Source organism: SAR202 cluster bacterium (genome assembly GCA_009392515.1).
Taxonomy (GTDB): Bacteria; Chloroflexota; Dehalococcoidia; order Lucifugimonadales; family UBA6952; genus UBA6952.
This window is the reverse complement of record VFGE01000026.1, coordinates 63,070-80,079: the sequence shown is the minus strand read 5'-3', so window position 1 is coordinate 80,079 and position 17,010 is coordinate 63,070. Positions and strand designations below refer to the sequence as shown.

Below are 17,010 nucleotides of genomic sequence, written 5' to 3'. Positions count from 1 at the left end.
GTATGGATATCAATCAAAATAAAAAGATTATAGCATCAGGTGGTGTTATATATCGAAAAAACAATGGCGGAGAAATTATCATATGCCATAGGACTAAAACAAATCTTTACGCACTACCTAAAGGTAAAAGTGAAAATGGTGAAAATTTAGAAAATACTGCTTTAAGAGAAGTGTTAGAAGAAACTGGGTTACAATGCAAAATAATAAAATCAATTGGAACTATTGAATATTTGGTGCCACAAGAAGGAAAATACTTGCCTAAAGAAGTTACATTTTTCCTTATGGAAATTATTGGTGGTAATTTGGAAAATCACGATCATGAATTTGATACAGTACAATGGATAGAAATACAATATGCAAAATCTATTTTAACCTTTGAAAGTGAATCAGATATAGTGAGCAGGATTATAGAAAGCGAAAGTATAACATAATGGAATCAGGCATAATTAATTCTGGAAAAATACTTTTACGTCCTAAATCTATAGAAGATGCTCTTGACGACTATACTTGGAGATGTGATGAAGAGTTATCGAGATTAGATGCATCCAGACCAATAAAACAAACCTTTGAAGAATACCTTCGTGGTTATAAGTATGAATTAAATTACTCAAATCCCTATTCTATAAGATTCGCCATTGATACAACTGACGGGAAACATATTGGAAATATGATGTGTTATGACATCAATACTCTAATGGGAGAATGTGAAATAGGAATAATGATTGGAGATAGAGATTACTGGAATCATGGATATGGGTTTGATAGCATGGTGGGATTATTAGATCATATGTTTACATATCGTGGTATGTATAAAATATACCTCCATACTCTTGTATGGAATACACGAGCCCAAAAGTCTTTCCAAAAGTGTGGTTTTACTATAATAGAAACCGTACGGAAATATGGATACGACTTCATGTATATGGAATTAGAAAAAAATAACTGGACAAATAATAGAGCATCGATTATGCAATCAGTTGAAAAACACGGTAATGAAATCGTTGATTTCGACCAAGAGTAGGTATAGACTGATACTACTTTTACATAAAGAATTAAGGAAAGAATTATGCCAGATGAAAATACTATAATCCCTGAATCATTACGCAACGCTATTGGTGTAGAATCTGATCCAATAACTTATGAAATCGAAAAAGGTCACATAGCAAGATTTGCTGAAGCAATAGGTGATGAAAACCCAATATATAGCGACGAAATAAAGGCACGAAATTCAAAATACGGTGGCATTATTGCCCCTCCTACTTTTTACCGTGCCCTTCGGCCTGGATCATTGCCAGAAACAGCAGAAAGTCCATTTACACGGAATTTAGACGCTGGTAGCGACTGGGAATTTTTCGAACCCATACGACCGGGTGATAGAATTACTGTCACTATTAAATTAGCAGATGTAGTAGAACGCGAAGGCCGATTAGGAAAGATGATCATCATTACAAGAGAGACAAGATATGAAAATCAATTAGGTCAAATTGTAGCCACGCAAAAAACTAACGGTATTAGTTACTAAAACAATTAAGGAGAATAATTATGTCAAAAGAAACTTTATACTGGGATGATGTTGAAGAAGCTTCTGAAGTTACACCGCTCCCTAAAAATGCTAGTAGCCAACTTTTAGTAAAATACGCTGGAGCATCTGGAGATTTTTATCAAATTCATTATGACGTAGAATTTGCAAAAAATAACAACCTTCCAGGAATAATAATACACGGAGCATTAAAAAATGCTTGGTTAGGACAATTAATGACTGACTGGATTGGTGAAACAGGAATGTTAAGAAAACTAAGTTGCCAGTATAGAGCCATGGATGTACCAAATGAGGACTTGATTTGTAAAGGTATTGTGACAAAAAAATACAAAGATGGAAATCATCATCTTTTAGACTGTGATATATGGTTAGAAAATAGTAAGGGTGACAAGACTACACCTGGTACAGCAACAGTAGAACTTCCAATTAGAGATTAAAAAAAAGAGCCATAAATTTATGGCTCTTTTTAGTTGATTTATCCTGCTTTCATTGGATTTAATGGATCTAATATTTCTACATTAATTCCAGAATTAATTAATGACTTGAATTTCTCTGGATCTCCTCCAGTAGCAAATCCATAATGTACTGGAATAACAGCTCCAGGCTTTAACATTTCATTTACCGCCTTAGCAGCGTCAGCCTCATCCATAGTATAACCAGCGTTTCCGATTGGTAGTAATGCTAAATCTAATGGTGACATTGCAGCAAATTCTTCAATTAAATCAGTATCTCCAGCATTTAATATTCTAGCTCCACCAAATTCAAATATAAACCCAATATTAAAACTATCATGGCCATTATTGCGTGGATGGAAATCATTGTACCCTGCAACAGCCTCAACATTTATTCCAGAGACAAGATTTTTATCACCTTCTTTCATAACTATCAATTCACTACTAACATTCCCTCTAATTTTTTGCTCAATACCACTATTGTTACAAACCAAGATAGTACCTTCTTTAGAAACAGCATTAATGGCATCTAAATTAAAGTGGTCACCATGTTCATGAGTTAAAAGTATAATATCAGCTTTATCCCCTCCAATAAGATCATCGTTTAAACCAAATGGATCGACCCAAATTGTAGTATTCCCTGAGTTAAATTTAACGGTTGATTGAATGTATCGAGTAACTTCTACTTGACCAATTGTTGCATTACTAGACATATGTACTCCTTCTCCTCCACTTTAAGGATTTTCATATAAAGTTGTCTCATTAATTACCAATCTTCATTGTAAATGTCAATTATAATTGAGAATAAGAATCATTCCTAAGATTTGCAAAATAAACTCATAAATTAAACATAGTTGAAATAATTCAATAAGAAAAAGCTATAAGATAAGGGAATGTTTATAAAGATAAAACAGTATCGAGGTCCTTATCCCCCCTACCACTTAGACCTATAACCATAATATCTTTGGATGAGAAATCCTTGATAATGTGAGGTAAATATCCTATAACATGTGCAGGTTCTAACGCAGGGATAATGCCTTCGGTTGAACACAATAGTTTGAATCCATCAATAGCCATTTGATCATCAGCCGAAACGTATTTAGCTCGTTCTGTATCTTTCAAATATGCATGTTCTGGTCCTACTCCCGGATAATCTAAACCTGCTGAAACGCTATGAGTTTCTTGAATTTGTCCATAATTATCCTGTAATAAATAAGTATATGTCCCATGGAGTACCCCTGGTGTTCCTTTAACTAATGTTGCGGCAGTAGCGTCAGTATTTTCACCTTTACCTCCAGCTTCAACACCAATTAATTTAACATCTAAATCATTGATAAAAGGGTAAAATATACCAATTGCATTACTGCCACCTCCTACACACGCTATAACTGCACTTGGTAATGTTCCTAATTGTTTTAGACTTTGCTCTCTGACTTCTGCTCCAATTACTGACTGGAAATCACGAACGATAACAGGATATGGATGTGGGCCTATAGCACTTCCAATTAAATAGTGTGTGGTATCTACATTACTAACCCAATCTCGTATTGCTTCATTTATAGCGTCTTTGAGGGTTTTGGTTCCACTACTGACTGAAATAATATTTGCCCCTAATAATTCCATTCTACGAACATTTGGATTTTGCCTTTCAATATCTATAGATCCCATGTAAACATGGCATTCTAAACCTAATTTCGCACAAACAGTAGCTGTTGCGACTCCGTGTTGACCAGCCCCAGTCTCAGCGATTATACGAGTTTTTCCCATTTTTTTTGCTAGAAGTGCCTGACCTATTGCATTGTTGATTTTATGGGCGCCAGTATGAGATAGATCTTCTCTTTTTAGATATATTTTTGGTCCTTTAAAATATTTGGTTAGATTTTCAGCAAAATACAAAGGAGTTGGTCGACCAACAAAATATTCTAATAATGTAGAAAACTCTTTGATAAAACCCTTATCTGTTTTAATTTTTTCATATGATTCAAGTAATTCATCAAGAGCTGGAATAAGTGTTTCAGGTACATATCTACCTCCAAACTCTCCAAACCTACCTTTATCATTTGGCCATAATATTTTAGAATCCTTATTCATTATCACCATTCTTTGCATTTGAAATAAATTGTATAATTTTATCTGGAGTTTGCTTTTTCTCAGATTCGACACCACTAGCAACATCCACACCCCAAGGGTTAATATAATCTACCATACTTTTGACATTTAATGGTGTTAATCCACCAGCAAGAATTATATCAAAGTTTTCTGCAATTTCTTTAGCAATATCTAAAGATATTTGTGTACCAGTCCCCCCATAAAAACCAGGAACAGATGATTCTATAAGCGGTATCACATTGTTGTTTATTAAACTATCTATTATTGGAAAAATCTTTCTCTTAATAGTTTTAATATTTGAATTTGTATCTATTTTAAGTGATTTGATAATTGGTAGCCCCACCTGCATACAATATTCTAGGCTTTCATTACCACTTAATTGAGCATAATCTAAACCACATTGATTAATTATGGATATAACGTACTCTATAGGTTGGTCAGCAAATACTCCCACTTTATTTATGAAGGTCATAGAATTTGAAATTTCAATTGCTGATGCAATATCAATTTCTCTATGTACATTAGGAACAAAATTCAGGCCAATAAAATCAGCAGAGAAACTTTCGCAAACTAAAGCAGATTTTACATCTCTTACACCGCAAATTTTAACTTTCATTTATTCCCATCATTTCATTAATCTTCATACTTATATTTTTAGCACGCATAATAGATTCCCCTACTAAAACAGCATTTACACCTAAACTTTTCATTCTTTTAATATCCTCATAAGAATCAATACCACTCTCCGCAATTACAATTTTCCCGTTAGGGATTTTTGGCATTAATTTTTCAACTAAATTCATATCCATTGAAAAATCATGTAGATTTCTATGATTTATACCTATAATATCTGCACCTGAGTCTAAAGCTATTTGTAATTCTTCTTTATTATGAATTTCCACTAGAGGCTGTATCCATAATTGATTGCATAATTCAATTAATTCCTTCAACTTGAATGGGTCCAAAACAGACACCATTAGTAACAAAGAGTCAGCACCATGCTTTCTAGATTCGTAAATCTGATATTCGTCGATGATAAAATCTTTGCGGAATATTGGAATACTAGTTGTTTTTAGCAGAGAGCTAACATCAGAAAGATGAGAAATATCCCCTTGAAAAAAATCTATATCTGTTAAAATGGATATAGCTGCCACATTAGCTTCTGAATATTTTAATGCTATTTCTTTAGGATCATATTTTTCAGAAATAATCCCTTTTGAAGGTGAAGCTTTCTTCATTTCTGCAATAAGCATAACACTATCACCCATAAGTGAACCTGAAAAGTTTTTGGGGATATTATTTTGCTCAATATCTCGAATTAGCAATTCAATGGGAGTAATTTGCTTCTGATTATCTAAATATTTTTCCTTGGCTAATATAATATTCTCTAATATAGAAGGTTTTTCCATCATCTATCCCTATAAAGATTTTAAACTTTGAGTTGTTTCTATTATCTCTTCCAATTTTGAAACTACCAATCCGTCTACGATTAACTCTCTGGCTAAGTTAACACCTTCAGAAATAGATTCGACTTTATTACCAACATATAAAACTGAAGCAGCATTTAAAACTACAAAGTCCACAGCTGATCCATTGCCTTGAATTATTTCTCGAAACATGTTTACATTGTCATTAATTTCCCCCCCTAAAAGGTCTTTAATGTCGTATCGTTTCATTCCAAATTCTTCGGGAGTAACTTGATAATCTTTTATTCCTTCTTTTGTAACTTCCCAAATTTGAGTAGGCCCACACACAGAAATTTCATCTAAACCCTCTAAACCATGGACTATTAAAGCGTGTTCAATATTAAAGGATTTGAGTACATTTGCCATTTTAACTCCAATCGATGGATCAGAAACCCCAAGGACTTGAGCATTTGCTTTTGCAGGATTAGTTAATGGCCCCAAAAAATTAAACACTGTTCTTATACCGAGTTCTCTTCTAGTTGGACCAACATGTCTCATTGCAGGATGAAAAGTTTGAGCAAACATAAATCCAAAGTTTGTTTTTTCTATTGATCGTGCTACTAAATCAGGAGACAAATCAATAACTACACCGAGACCTTCTAAAACATCTGCGCTACCACTTTTACTAGAAGCGGCTCTATTACCATGTTTCGCTACTTTAACCCCTCCAGATGCAGCTATTATCGCCGAAATAGTTGAAGCATTAATTGTACCAAATCCATCACCTCCAGTTCCACAGGTGTCAACTAAATAAGATGAATTTGGAACTGTTAAAGAATTATTACGCATAGATGTAGCCATCCCTGTTATTTCTTCTACAGTTTCCCCTTTGATTCTAAGAGAAACTAAAAAAGCAGCGATTTGAGATGAAGTAGCCTGCCCATCCATTATAAAATCCATGCTAGTTTTAGATTCTTCAATACTTAAATCTTTGCCTAGGATGAGTTTTTCTATACTATTATTCAACATATTTATTCTCCATTAACTAAATCATTTATATTTTTCAAAAAAATTATTTATGATCTGTTTACCATATTCAGTCATTATTGATTCTGGATGAAACTGCACTCCTTCAATAGGATATTTTTTGTGGCGTAACCCCATAACTAAATCATTCTCTGTCCAAGCAGTAACGACTAATTCTTCTGGTATTGTATCTTTTTCCACAGCAAGTGAATGGTATCTTATTCCTTGAAAAGGTGAAGGAATGCCATTAAAAAGACCATTTCCATCATGGTGAATTGCAGAAGTTTTACCATGTTTTATTTCTCCGGCATAAGACACCTTGGCCCCAAATACATGACCGATACATTGATGTCCTAAACATACACCAAGGGTAGGAATATGTTGTGATAATTCTTGTATAATATCCACAGAAACACCTGCTTCTAACGGGGTACATGGGCCAGGAGATATGATGAGATGAGAAGGATCTAATTCAATTATATCTTCTAAAGAAACTTTATCATTTCTGAAAACTTGAACATCAGGCCTTATCTCCAATATGTATTGGTATAAGTTGTATGTAAAGCTATCATAGTTATCAATTAAAGCTATCATGATTTATATCTCCAACAATGGATAATTAATTTGTATATTGATCAAATTCATCAGCGTGTTCAATTGCTCTTAAGGGGGCAGAGGCTTTATTGATAGTTTCTTGATATTCTGATTCAGGTTCACTATCAAAAACTATTCCACCACCAGCTTGGATATATGCAGTATTATCCTTATATACTATTGTTCGAATTGGTATTGCAGTATCCATATTCCCATTAAAACTAAAATATCCAATTGCCCCACCATATGGGCCACGTTTTGCATTTTCCATTTCATATATAATTTCCATTGCCCTAACTTTGGGGGCTCCAGATAGTGTTCCCGCAGGGAGACAAGACCGAAGAGCATCATAAATCGTACAATCGTCTCTTAATATTCCTCTAACTTCTGATTCAATATGCATAACATGAGAATATTTAACTATTCTCATCAAGTCTACTACCTCTACAGAACCTGTTTGGGCTACTCTTCCAACATCGTTACGAGCTAAATCTACTAACATAATATGTTCAGCTCTCTCTTTTTGATCTGCTAATAGCTTCTTTTCTAATTCATTGTCTTGTTCCTTCGTATCACCTCGAGGGCTTGTTCCAGCTAATGGGTAACTATAGATATATCTATCTTCTACTCTAACTAAAGCCTCTGGGGAGGCTCCAATTATATTGAATTCACCGAAATTAAGATAATACATATATGGTGAAGGATTTAATTTTCGCAATGATCGATAAATATTGAAAGGATGAGCTTGTGTTGTTTTGGAAGTCCTTTTAGAAACTACAACCTGAATCACATCGCCAGCTATAATATAATCTCTACATTTTTCAATAATTTTAGAATATTCTGGTAATTCAAAATTAACTTTTGTTTCTGAGACAAATTGAAGATTTTTATCATGATTATCATTATAAACTGATAGCGACTTAGACAAATCTTTTATAATTACTTCAATTTTGTTTACAGCTTCATTATAATTTTCTTGAATATCCCCTTCAGTTCTAACATGTGAAACAACTTTAATAACATGTCTTATATGGTCAAAAACAATAACAGTATCTGTTAACAGCAATATTGACTCAGGTATACCAATGGGATCGAAATCTGGCAAATTAATTCTTGGTTCAAAATAACGTATAGTATCATAAGACAAGTAACCAACTGCCCCGCCTAAAAATCGAGGTAAATCTTCTGATGGATAGGCATTATATTGCCCTAATTCAGATTCAATCAAATTTAAAGGGTCAACTTCGCCATTATCTGTTCCCTTCCCTGTTTCAATAACTTTGTATGGGTCACAACCAATAAAACTAAAACGAGCTTGTCGTTCCCCACCTTCAACACTTTCTAATAAAAAGGAATATTTATCTCTTGCAATTTTTAAATATACAGAAACCGGAGTATCAAGATCAGCATTGATTTCACGATATATCGGAATCAAATTATAACCTTGATTTGCTATATTTTTTACACTTTCAATTGTTGGATGATACATAATTTAAACCCATTTTTTCTCGAACTTCCGACATAGTTTTTGCAGCAGTTATTTTACCTTTTGCTGAACCCTCATTGATACATTCATCAACAAAATTTATATCATTTTCATACTTGGAGCGTCTTTCTCTTATTGGATCTAGAAATTTGTTAATCGCCAATATGAGTTTTTGTTTAACTTCAACATCTCCCACTTTACCTTGTAAATAACGATCCTTAAGATCATTAACTTCTGCTGTATCAGTATTAAAAGCATCATGATATTGAAAGACAGGATTCCCTTCAACATGACCTGGATCAGTGGCTCTTAATCTAGTAGGATCAGTATACATAGACATAATTTTTTTACTTACAGTATCAGGATCGTCAGATAAATAAATAACATTTCCTATACTTTTACTCATTTTAGATTGTCCGTCTGTGCCCAACAAACGAGATACTCGCCCAACTAAACTATCAGGCTCAGGAAAAACATTTCCATATCTATTATTAAACCTTCTAGCAATCTCTCTCGTCATTTCAATATGTGGCAACTGATCTTCTCCAACTGGGACCAAATCAGCTTTAGGAAGAAGAATATCAGCAACTTGACTTACTGGGTAAGTATAAAACCCAACTGATAAGCTTGTATTTGATATTCTTTCTCTTTCTGATTTTAATGTGGGGTTTCGTTCCAGCATTCCTAATGGGGTCAGCATTGAAAGAAGCATAGCAAGTTCAGCGTGCTCCGGAACATAACTTTGTACAACAAATGTAGATTTGATTGGATCTAGACCTACACTTAACCAGTCTAAAACTACGTCGCGAACTGCTATTTTTATGTTCTCCATTTCATCAATATGGTCACCTAATGCTTGATAATCAGCGATGAGAAAAAAACAATCGTACTCTTCTTGAAGGCGAATCCAATTTTCCAAGGCTCCCACATAATGTCCTAAATGTAACTTTCCTGTTGGTCTTATACCAGTTAAAATTCTCTTTTTCATATTCTCTCTTTCATAAAAAAATCCCATCCCCTTTACAAGGGACGGGAAACCGCGTTGCCACCCTAATTGCTTATATAGCCACTCATTGATCAATCAGATTAATCAAGCTTATAACGGTGCTTAACCGATACTTCATACTGTAATGTTCTGAAGTACTGCTCCAAGGTCCATTCCATCCTCGCTTTTGGTGCTGGTTCTCAGCAACTCCAGCTCTCTGTACCTAGCCAAAAATGTACTAATCCTCTTCATTGCATTTAGTTATTCAATTTTATCTGAAGTATAGGTTTAGATATATAGAGTGTCAAGTTAAGAAAATAAATATCATTTTACAGCATATGAATATAATTCTGCAGTTAGAACTAATCTATGGTCATATACCCATTTAGGAACACATGTTACTAAAGTCAACGAATATCTATCTGAGTCATATAAATTCAACTCATCTTCGTGGATAACTAAAGAAGAAATTACTTTATATTTATACATAAAGAATTCGTCATCAAAATATACAAATACATCTTCACCAGCTCTTAATAGATCTGGTATTTCAGGAAGTTTATTAAATACAGACCCTTCTCTATGTAAAGGGCTTTCCAAATGACCAAAAAACCATATATTCTTTTTGTCCGATTGTATTGTTGAAGGAATATAACCAACAATTTTATCTGGAGTTTCATACTCCTTAGAATTACCAACATCCTTTATTTCCAACCCTTCAAGAGGTGAATCAACAGATATAGATGGAATATAAATTTTGTTCAATTTCGATATCCCGTCAACAAGAAATTTTTTGTCTAGATAAAATGAAGTCCATTTATCATAATATTCCAAATCAATATTATCTTTCGGAAGAGATAATGCTTCTTTTCCCAAGTATAAATCCCAATTGGTTGGAGAAGCTTTTGAAGGAAACATACTATATTGCGAGGGAGAGTTATACTGAATAAGAGAATTAGATTCTGGTAATCCATTAGGATCGATAGGCAAAGTAGTTACCGGGTTTTTAGTTGTTACTTCAGAAGGAGTTGTATTTGATAAATTATTTTCAGAAATTGTAGTATCGTAATTTAATTTGGACAATTGAATACTTGCTTGAGAACGATAAATCAAAAAAACAATTGTAATAAAAACCAAAAATAAACCCATAAATAACAAAGTATATAACAATATACTACGAGATTTATATCTGCTGGCAAAATTAAATAAAGAATTCATACTGTAATTATACAGTATTAATTAATAGATATGATAATTTTATCTAGCTCGTGGGGCGTATCCAGAACCATCCATTATTGGCTCATTAATTATAACATCGCCATTCCTAATCTTAATATTCATATTGCAATTTGGAACTGATGTACAAACCCATGCTTTATACAGTATTGAAGCCCCTTGGCTACCAAAGTCAGATAATGGTACTAATACTCCATCACATTGAGGACACTTAGGGAAAGGTTGTGCTTCTGTGTTTAACATAATTTTTCCTCCACACTCATCTAGCTGCAGACAAATATCTACATTAAACAAATAGTAGTTGATAGTCTACAAAAAGTCAACGATTTTACTAAAAATAGTAGAACATTACCAACATTAATCGAAATTTTGATTGGTTTTTATAGATATATCTTATATCTTATTTATGTTTTTCAGTATATTTTTTATATTTCTTCCTAATATATTCTCTTGTATGGTCTTATCTTTAATTTTCGAAACCAAACTTTTTAAAACTTTCTTTTGGGTAATAATAGGATAATCTGATCCAAAAATAATCTTATCTGGTGTTATTAATTGTGGCCCTATAGAAAAAATAGAATCATCATACAAATAATTTGAAGTAGCAGTATCGAAATAAGTATTCGTTAAAATTGAATGGATTTCTGGCATCAAATTATAAAATAACAACCCTCCTCCCCAATGAGCGCATATAATTTTTAACTGTGGATTATTTGTGATAAAATCCGTTAATTTCAACAGAGAAACGTCTCCTTTACCTGTGTAACTATGGCCAACAGGTTCAGATGCATGCAATGTTAATGGCAATTTATATTTGATTAATGTATCCCAAAAAGGAGCTAATTTAGGATCATCCAAATTAAATTCTTGTGAGGATGGATGCAATTCTCCAATACCTGCTAAACCATATGGTAAATATTCAGATATTTGATCTATAGCATAGTCTCCCCAATTAGGATTTACAGAACAAAATGGTATAATTCTCTTAGGGTATTTAATATATGATTCGATTATATATTCATTACAACGACGAGCAAGTTCAATGTCATTCCATCCAAAACCGAGCACTATAGAGGTATCAATATTATTTTGATCCATACTATTTATTAATTCTTCGACCTTGGCAATTTTTTCGCCATTACTGAACAACTCCTTAAAAGTCTTGTCTGTATCTAAAAATCTTTCTCTTTTGGTATCAACATATGATGGAAGAATATGTGTATGGCTATCTACAATAATTGAAGAATTCATTATCATCCCTAAATAGTTGGCTTTTTAGCTATTAATATAAAAAAACTTGAGATGAAAAAAAATATAACAAATATTAGAAACGGAATATTATAAGACCCGAAAACATCAAATAACACTCCTGCCAACAAAGGCCCTCCAGCCGATGCTATTATTCCCATACTTGTAACAGTCCCTCTAATTGAACCTATATGTTCTCTTCCAAAATAATCTGGCCAAATTAGAGCAGACATAAATGATTGCGCACCTCTAGTTAAACCATAAACAAAAACAAATACAATTATACCTGCAATTGTATTAGCTATTAATAATAATAAAAGACCAATACCTCCACCTAAATAACATAATGATAAACAATATCTAGTAGGTAGTTTTTCATTTATTACAGCCCACATTGGCTTAGCTATAGTTGATATAAAATATAATGAACTGAGTAATATCGCAGACTGACTTAATGTTAAACCAAAATGATATAAATAAGAGATTAAATGGATATTTACTCCATTAATAGCAGTTCCAGCTAAAGTAGTACCGATTGCAATATACCAAAAGGCACGATGTTTAGCTGAATCAGTTAATGAAAAGTTTATTTCTTCAGAGATACCTGTGTTATCTTGTGTGTTTTTTAAAGAATTAGCATTTTTACCGTCAGGTAAAAGACCAATAGATTCAGGGTCCTTATACATAATGAATCCTGCAAAAGAACCTAAGATTAAAACACTAACACCAACTACTAACCATCCAGACTGCCAACCATATTGTTCTATAACAAGTGAAACAGGTATAGGTATTACGATTCCACCAAACGATAAACCCATAGTAGAAATAGCCATAGCTCTGTTACGTTTTGTTATAAACCATTTAGAAACAGTACTGTCAGAAACAGTATGCCCCAAGCAAATAAAACCCACGCTAATAAATAATGAATAAATAATGAAAAAAAACCAGAAGTTCGTAGTATAAAATACAAATATTGAACCTAAAAATACTAAAATAACTCCTAAAAATATGATTTTTTTGGGGCCATGTTTATCTAGAGTAAAACCAACAATTGGATTAACTAATAAACCTAATAACCTACCAGCAACATATATACCAGAAAGTAATCCAGAGCTCCATCCCAAACTTGTTGTCATCGCGCCTAAAAACACGCCAAAACTTACAACTCCAAAACCATATGAAAGACTTCCGAGTAGAAAAGCTGCAAATGCAACGTACCAACCATAAAAGATATTTTTATGAAAATTCAAATCACATTCATCTCAATAAGTATAAACTTTGGCGCTAATAGTAAACTATAAATCATTAAATTTACAACATAATTAGTAGAACATTAAAAAAATGATTGTTATAATATCTGGGCTGATGTAAGGAGCAACATTCCATGACAAATAACAATAACCAAAATGTTGATTTAAAAAAAGTATCCTCAAATTTGCGGCGCGACATATTAATGATGATAACCAACGTTAATAGCGGCCATGCAGGAGGTTCTCTTTCAGAATTAGAAATCCTGATTACCTTGTATAATTCAATACTTAATATTGATCCAAGAAACCCAAATGATAAAAATAGAGATCGGTTTATATTAAGTAAAGGACATGCAAGCCCTGGCATGTATGCAGTTCTCTCAAACAAAGGTTTTTTCCCTAGAAGTGATTTGGGCGGTTTTAGAAAATTAGGAAGTCATTTACAAGGCCATACGCATATTGGTACACCAGGAGTCGAAATGTCTGCCGGATCTCTTGGACAAGGGTTGTCATTCGGTGTAGGGATAGCATTAGCCGAAAAAATTGACAATCTAAAATACAACACATATGTATTATTAGGCGACGGCGAATGTGAAGAAGGGCAAATTTGGGAAGCAGCAATGTCTGCATCACATTACAACCTATCTAAACTCACAGCAATTGTAGATAGAAATAAAATACAAAATGATAGATTTACAGATGAAGTTTCTTCATTAGAACCTCTCGGAAATAAATGGAGTTCATTTGGCTGGAGTGTAATTAGATGTAATGGACATAGTACTAAATCACTAGAATCGAGTTTTAAAAAAGCTATTTCTGACACTAATAAGCCAACTGTAATAATCGCCGACACAGTCAAAGGTAAAGGTGTAAGTTTTATGGAAAATAATCCTGGGTTCCATGGTAAAGCCCCATCTGTTGAACAATTAATAGATGCTCTACACGAACTCAAATTTTCAAAAAAATCAGTTTTAGAAGCTGGTAAACAAATGAATATTTCAGACTCATTACTATCAAAATTATCTGAAAATTATTAAGGGGATATTATGGAGTCAATTGCAACAAGAGAAGCATTTGGTAAAGCATTACTCGAACTAGGCCACAAAAATAACGATATTGTTGTTGTCGGAGGGGATTTAAATGTTTCAACATTTGCTCATCTATTTGGCCATGAATTTCCTGACCGTTTTTTTGATTTTGGTCCCGCTGAACAAAACATTATGAGTGTTGCAGCAGGACTTGCTTCCTGTGGGAAAATAGCTGTTGCTACCACTTTTGCAGTTTTTGGCACTGGCAGACCATTTGATCAAATTAGAATGCAAATTGCCCAGCCACACGCAAATGTAAAAATTGTATGTAGCCATGCGGGTCTAACTGTGGGAGAAGATGGAAGTTCTGCACAATCTATCGAGGATATAGGTTTAATGTGTACTCTACCTGGGTTCAATGTAATTATACCCTCTGACGGCCCTGAAGCAGCACAGGCAATAAAAACTGCTATAGAAACTCCTGGCCCCTTTTATATTCGTACATCTAGAGCATCATCACCGATAATCCACGATGATAATTACAAATTTGAATTAGGAAAAGCAGAAATTTTACATGATGGTAAGGATGCAACAATACTTGCATGTGGCATAATGGTTTCTGCTGCATTAGAAGCAAAAGATAATTTACTGAGATCTGGTATAGACTGCTCTGTAATTAATCTGTCAAATTTGTCCCCGCTTGATACTAATACTATTTTAAATCAAGCTCACAAAACAGGAGCTTTTGTTACCGCAGAAGAACATTATATACGTGGAGGATTAAATAGCCTCGTGTCACAACTAATTACTTCTAACTATCCAATACCAATCGAGCCTGTTGCTCTAACAAGCTATGGAGAATCAGGAGAATCCTCCGAACTTTTACAAAAATACAACTTAACTGCAGCAAGTATTGAAAACGCTGTACAGAAAGTTTTGCAAAGAAAATCTTAGTTAAAAAAGAGTGGAGAATTAAGTATGGAAAACATGAAGGCCGGTCGAGCAGTGATAGAGTTATTAAGAGCTGAACAAGTTGAATACTTATTTGGTGTAACTGGCCTTACCACAAATAGTATGGTAACTGAAACTTATGGTAGAGAAGATATTAAATTTATTGACACTAGACATGAAGAAGGTGCCGCTCTGATGGCATATGGTTTTTCTAAAGTTACAGGAAAACCATCTGTGTGTATGACAACTTCTGGCGCTGGAACAATTAATTTGGCTGGAGGAATATCTCTAGCTTATAAAGGTCGAGCCCCTGTAGTAATAATATCTGGTGATACAGCTATGGAATATATTGGAAGAGACGGCTCTCAAGCATTCGATTTAGTAAATATATTAAAACCTCTCACAAAAATTGCAGTACAGGCTAATACTACAGCTAGGGTACCGTCGCTCATTCGAGATTCATTCAGAACAGCTCTTTCTGGTAAACAAGGTCCTGTTTTACTTGATATACCTAGAGACCTTTTAGATAAAGAAATGATTTCAGATGATTTTTTAAAACCAGATTCATATAGGTCAATTAGTCGTACTCAAGGAGATGAACAATCAATCCAGTTAGCTTCACAATTGTTGTTAAATGCTAAATCCCCACTATTGCTTGCGGGTGGTGGAGTATTAGATTCTGAAGCGTCTAAGGAAGCTGTAGCATTAGCAGAGTTACTTGATATGGCGATTGTACCATCATATGGACATCACGACGCAGTCCCCAATAGCCATCCAAATTATGTGGGTCCTCCTGGAGCTAGAGGTTCTGGAGAGGCTCATGAAGCAATGAATAAAGCAGATGTTATTCTGGCCCTAGGAACAAGAATAAATCAAGCATCTACTGCTTGGGATTATAGTATCATTAACCCATCAACTAAAATAATCCAAATTGATATAGACCCTATTGAGATTGGAAGAAATTATCCAGTAGCAGTAGGTATAGTAGGAGATGCAGCTGCAATTGGTCAGCAACTTATTAAACACATCTCATCCATATCTCCTCAAGGAAATAGTCTTCCGGAATGGAAGCAAACTTTCACAAACTTGGCACAATCTAGGTTAAACAGACTAAAGGAAGAGGAAAATATATCAGAAACCCCAATTATGCCCCAACAAGTTTTTCCAGAATTCAATAAAATTTTCCCTGAAGACGCAATGATTACTATAGATGCAGGCGTAGCTCCTGGTTTATCTTATGACAGGCTCAAATTTGAACACCCTAGAACTATGTTCAATTATGTTGGGCAAGGTGCATTGGGAATGGGATACAGTGTAGGTCTTGGTACAAAATTAGGACGTCCCAACAAAACTGCAATTTCAATCCATGGTGATGGGGGATTTTTATACACTTGTGGTGAAATTAACACAGCTGTACGACATAATATCCCTTTAGTAAGTATTGTATTAAATAATAATTGTATGGGTGCTGAAAAATCACAGCAAAAAAACCTTCATGAAGAGCATTACGTAGGAGTAAATCTCACGAACCCAAGATTTGATAAACTAGCAGAAGTATTTGGAGCAAAAGGTTTTTATATAGAAAAACCTGATCAAATAAGTGATGCAGTAAATGAGGCTATAAAATCAGGAATGCCAAGTGTGATTGAGATTCCAGTACAAGAATACTTTCCGCCAGCCGCACCAACAGGTTTATAGA

19 protein-coding genes are annotated in these 17,010 nt (G+C 33.9%); 7 read left to right on the top strand and 12 right to left on the bottom strand.

The features are described from left to right. Positions 1 to 2: 2 nt before the first annotated feature. The 4 genes from FI695_03480 to FI695_03465 are packed head-to-tail and all read left to right on the top strand — an operon-like array spanning position 3 to position 1,977. Positions 3 to 431 (top strand): NUDIX hydrolase, encoded by a 429-nt coding sequence (locus tag FI695_03480; protein MQG51022.1) that lies wholly within the window; start codon positions 3 to 5, stop codon positions 429 to 431. After that, on the top strand, positions 431 to 1,021 hold the full coding sequence (locus FI695_03475) for a GNAT family N-acetyltransferase (protein MQG51021.1): 591 nt from the start codon (positions 431 to 433) through the stop codon (positions 1,019 to 1,021). Before FI695_03480 ends, FI695_03475 begins: the two co-directional genes overlap by 1 nt. 45 nt (positions 1,022 to 1,066) lie before the next feature. Beyond that, entirely contained in the window at positions 1,067 to 1,522 is a 456-nt protein-coding gene (locus FI695_03470) for a MaoC family dehydratase (protein MQG51020.1), read from the top strand. A 20-nt stretch (positions 1,523 to 1,542) separates the two neighbouring features. Further along, positions 1,543 to 1,977 (top strand): dehydratase, encoded by a 435-nt coding sequence (locus tag FI695_03465; protein ID MQG51019.1) that lies wholly within the window; start codon positions 1,543 to 1,545, stop codon positions 1,975 to 1,977. 38 nt (positions 1,978 to 2,015) lie between these two features. Here FI695_03465 and FI695_03460 read toward each other — a convergent pair whose 3' ends face one another. The 12 genes from FI695_03460 to FI695_03405 all read right to left on the bottom strand — a co-directional run bounded on the left by FI695_03460 (position 2,016) and on the right by FI695_03405 (position 13,332). After that, positions 2,016 to 2,705 (bottom strand): MBL fold metallo-hydrolase, encoded by a 690-nt coding sequence (locus FI695_03460; protein ID MQG51018.1) that lies wholly within the window; start codon positions 2,703 to 2,705, stop codon positions 2,016 to 2,018. Positions 2,706 to 2,889: 184 nt separating this feature from the next. Then, the gene (trpB, locus tag FI695_03455) at positions 2,890 to 4,083 is read right to left on the bottom strand and encodes a tryptophan synthase subunit beta (protein ID MQG51017.1); all 1,194 of its coding nucleotides are present in this window, start codon (positions 4,081 to 4,083) and stop codon (positions 2,890 to 2,892) included. Beyond that, a complete protein-coding gene (locus FI695_03450; protein MQG51016.1) occupies positions 4,076 to 4,717 on the bottom strand; it encodes a phosphoribosylanthranilate isomerase in 642 nt (213 codons plus the stop codon). The genes trpB and FI695_03450 overlap by 8 nt, the downstream gene beginning before the upstream one ends. After that, positions 4,707 to 5,513 carry an indole-3-glycerol phosphate synthase TrpC gene (gene trpC, locus FI695_03445; GenBank protein MQG51015.1) on the bottom strand — a complete coding sequence of 269 codons (807 nt, stop codon included), beginning with the start codon at positions 5,511 to 5,513 and terminating at the stop codon, positions 4,707 to 4,709. The genes FI695_03450 and trpC overlap by 11 nt, the downstream gene beginning before the upstream one ends. 6 nt (positions 5,514 to 5,519) lie before the next feature. Then, on the bottom strand, positions 5,520 to 6,536 hold the full coding sequence (trpD, locus tag FI695_03440) for an anthranilate phosphoribosyltransferase (GenBank protein ID MQG51014.1): 1,017 nt from the start codon (positions 6,534 to 6,536) through the stop codon (positions 5,520 to 5,522). Between the two features lie 21 nt (positions 6,537 to 6,557). Beyond that, the gene (locus tag FI695_03435) at positions 6,558 to 7,127 is read right to left on the bottom strand and encodes an aminodeoxychorismate/anthranilate synthase component II (protein MQG51013.1); all 570 of its coding nucleotides are present in this window, start codon (positions 7,125 to 7,127) and stop codon (positions 6,558 to 6,560) included. Positions 7,128 to 7,152: 25 nt separating this feature from the next. After that, positions 7,153 to 8,616, bottom strand: a complete 1,464-nt coding sequence (gene trpE, locus FI695_03430) for an anthranilate synthase component I (GenBank protein MQG51012.1) — start codon at positions 8,614 to 8,616, stop codon at positions 7,153 to 7,155. Next, positions 8,597 to 9,601 carry a tryptophan--tRNA ligase gene (trpS, locus tag FI695_03425; GenBank protein ID MQG51011.1) on the bottom strand — a complete coding sequence of 335 codons (1,005 nt, stop codon included), beginning with the start codon at positions 9,599 to 9,601 and terminating at the stop codon, positions 8,597 to 8,599. The genes trpE and trpS overlap by 20 nt, the downstream gene beginning before the upstream one ends. A 321-nt stretch (positions 9,602 to 9,922) precedes the next feature. Next, positions 9,923 to 10,816: a sortase gene (locus FI695_03420; protein ID MQG51010.1), complete on the bottom strand. Its 894-nt coding sequence runs from the start codon at positions 10,814 to 10,816 to the stop codon at positions 9,923 to 9,925. A 39-nt stretch (positions 10,817 to 10,855) separates the two neighbouring features. Continuing rightward, positions 10,856 to 11,077: a hypothetical protein gene (locus tag FI695_03415; GenBank protein MQG51009.1), complete on the bottom strand. Its 222-nt coding sequence runs from the start codon at positions 11,075 to 11,077 to the stop codon at positions 10,856 to 10,858. Positions 11,078 to 11,227: 150 nt separating this feature from the next. Next, positions 11,228 to 12,091 carry a hypothetical protein gene (locus FI695_03410; protein MQG51008.1) on the bottom strand — a complete coding sequence of 288 codons (864 nt, stop codon included), beginning with the start codon at positions 12,089 to 12,091 and terminating at the stop codon, positions 11,228 to 11,230. A 2-nt stretch (positions 12,092 to 12,093) separates the two neighbouring features. After that, positions 12,094 to 13,332: an MFS transporter gene (locus FI695_03405; GenBank protein ID MQG51007.1), complete on the bottom strand. Its 1,239-nt coding sequence runs from the start codon at positions 13,330 to 13,332 to the stop codon at positions 12,094 to 12,096. Positions 13,333 to 13,466: 134 nt separating this feature from the next. Between FI695_03405 and FI695_03400 the strand changes: the two genes are divergently transcribed. The 3 genes from FI695_03400 to FI695_03390 are packed head-to-tail and all read left to right on the top strand — an operon-like array spanning position 13,467 to position 17,009. Then, complete coding sequence (locus FI695_03400) at positions 13,467 to 14,369, top strand: transketolase (GenBank protein ID MQG51006.1); 903 nt, start codon at positions 13,467 to 13,469, stop codon at positions 14,367 to 14,369. 9 nt (positions 14,370 to 14,378) lie between these two features. Then, complete coding sequence (locus FI695_03395; GenBank protein ID MQG51005.1) at positions 14,379 to 15,314, top strand: transketolase family protein; 936 nt, start codon at positions 14,379 to 14,381, stop codon at positions 15,312 to 15,314. A 24-nt stretch (positions 15,315 to 15,338) separates the two neighbouring features. Beyond that, a complete protein-coding gene (locus FI695_03390) occupies positions 15,339 to 17,009 on the top strand; it encodes a thiamine pyrophosphate-binding protein (protein MQG51004.1) in 1,671 nt (556 codons plus the stop codon). The last annotated feature ends 1 nt before the right edge of the window (position 17,010 follow it).

Excerpts from the sequence above, each read along its gene's own strand:
- FI695_03470 (MQG51020.1), top strand. The coding sequence starts at position 1,067 with ATGCCAGATGAAAATACTATAATCCCTGAATCATTACGCAACGCTATT.
- FI695_03435 (MQG51013.1), bottom strand. The coding sequence starts at position 7,127 with ATGATAGCTTTAATTGATAACTATGATAGCTTTACATACAACTTATAC.
- FI695_03390 (MQG51004.1), top strand. The coding sequence starts at position 15,339 with ATGGAAAACATGAAGGCCGGTCGAGCAGTGATAGAGTTATTAAGAGCT.
- trpS (MQG51011.1), bottom strand. The coding sequence starts at position 9,601 with ATGAAAAAGAGAATTTTAACTGGTATAAGACCAACAGGAAAGTTACAT.
- FI695_03415 (MQG51009.1), bottom strand. The coding sequence starts at position 11,077 with ATGTTAAACACAGAAGCACAACCTTTCCCTAAGTGTCCTCAATGTGAT.
- FI695_03465 (MQG51019.1), top strand. The coding sequence starts at position 1,543 with ATGTCAAAAGAAACTTTATACTGGGATGATGTTGAAGAAGCTTCTGAA.
- FI695_03475 (MQG51021.1), top strand. The coding sequence starts at position 431 with ATGGAATCAGGCATAATTAATTCTGGAAAAATACTTTTACGTCCTAAA.
- trpC (MQG51015.1), bottom strand. The coding sequence starts at position 5,513 with ATGATGGAAAAACCTTCTATATTAGAGAATATTATATTAGCCAAGGAA.
- FI695_03450 (MQG51016.1), bottom strand. The coding sequence starts at position 4,717 with ATGAAAGTTAAAATTTGCGGTGTAAGAGATGTAAAATCTGCTTTAGTT.
- trpE (MQG51012.1), bottom strand. The coding sequence starts at position 8,616 with ATGTATCATCCAACAATTGAAAGTGTAAAAAATATAGCAAATCAAGGT.
- FI695_03420 (MQG51010.1), bottom strand. The coding sequence starts at position 10,816 with ATGAATTCTTTATTTAATTTTGCCAGCAGATATAAATCTCGTAGTATA.
- FI695_03410 (MQG51008.1), bottom strand. The coding sequence starts at position 12,091 with ATGATAATGAATTCTTCAATTATTGTAGATAGCCATACACATATTCTT.
- FI695_03395 (MQG51005.1), top strand. The coding sequence starts at position 14,379 with ATGGAGTCAATTGCAACAAGAGAAGCATTTGGTAAAGCATTACTCGAA.
- FI695_03480 (MQG51022.1), top strand. The coding sequence starts at position 3 with ATGGATATCAATCAAAATAAAAAGATTATAGCATCAGGTGGTGTTATA.
- FI695_03460 (MQG51018.1), bottom strand. The coding sequence starts at position 2,705 with ATGTCTAGTAATGCAACAATTGGTCAAGTAGAAGTTACTCGATACATT.
- trpB (MQG51017.1), bottom strand. The coding sequence starts at position 4,083 with ATGAATAAGGATTCTAAAATATTATGGCCAAATGATAAAGGTAGGTTT.
- FI695_03400 (MQG51006.1), top strand. The coding sequence starts at position 13,467 with ATGACAAATAACAATAACCAAAATGTTGATTTAAAAAAAGTATCCTCA.
- trpD (MQG51014.1), bottom strand. The coding sequence starts at position 6,536 with ATGTTGAATAATAGTATAGAAAAACTCATCCTAGGCAAAGATTTAAGT.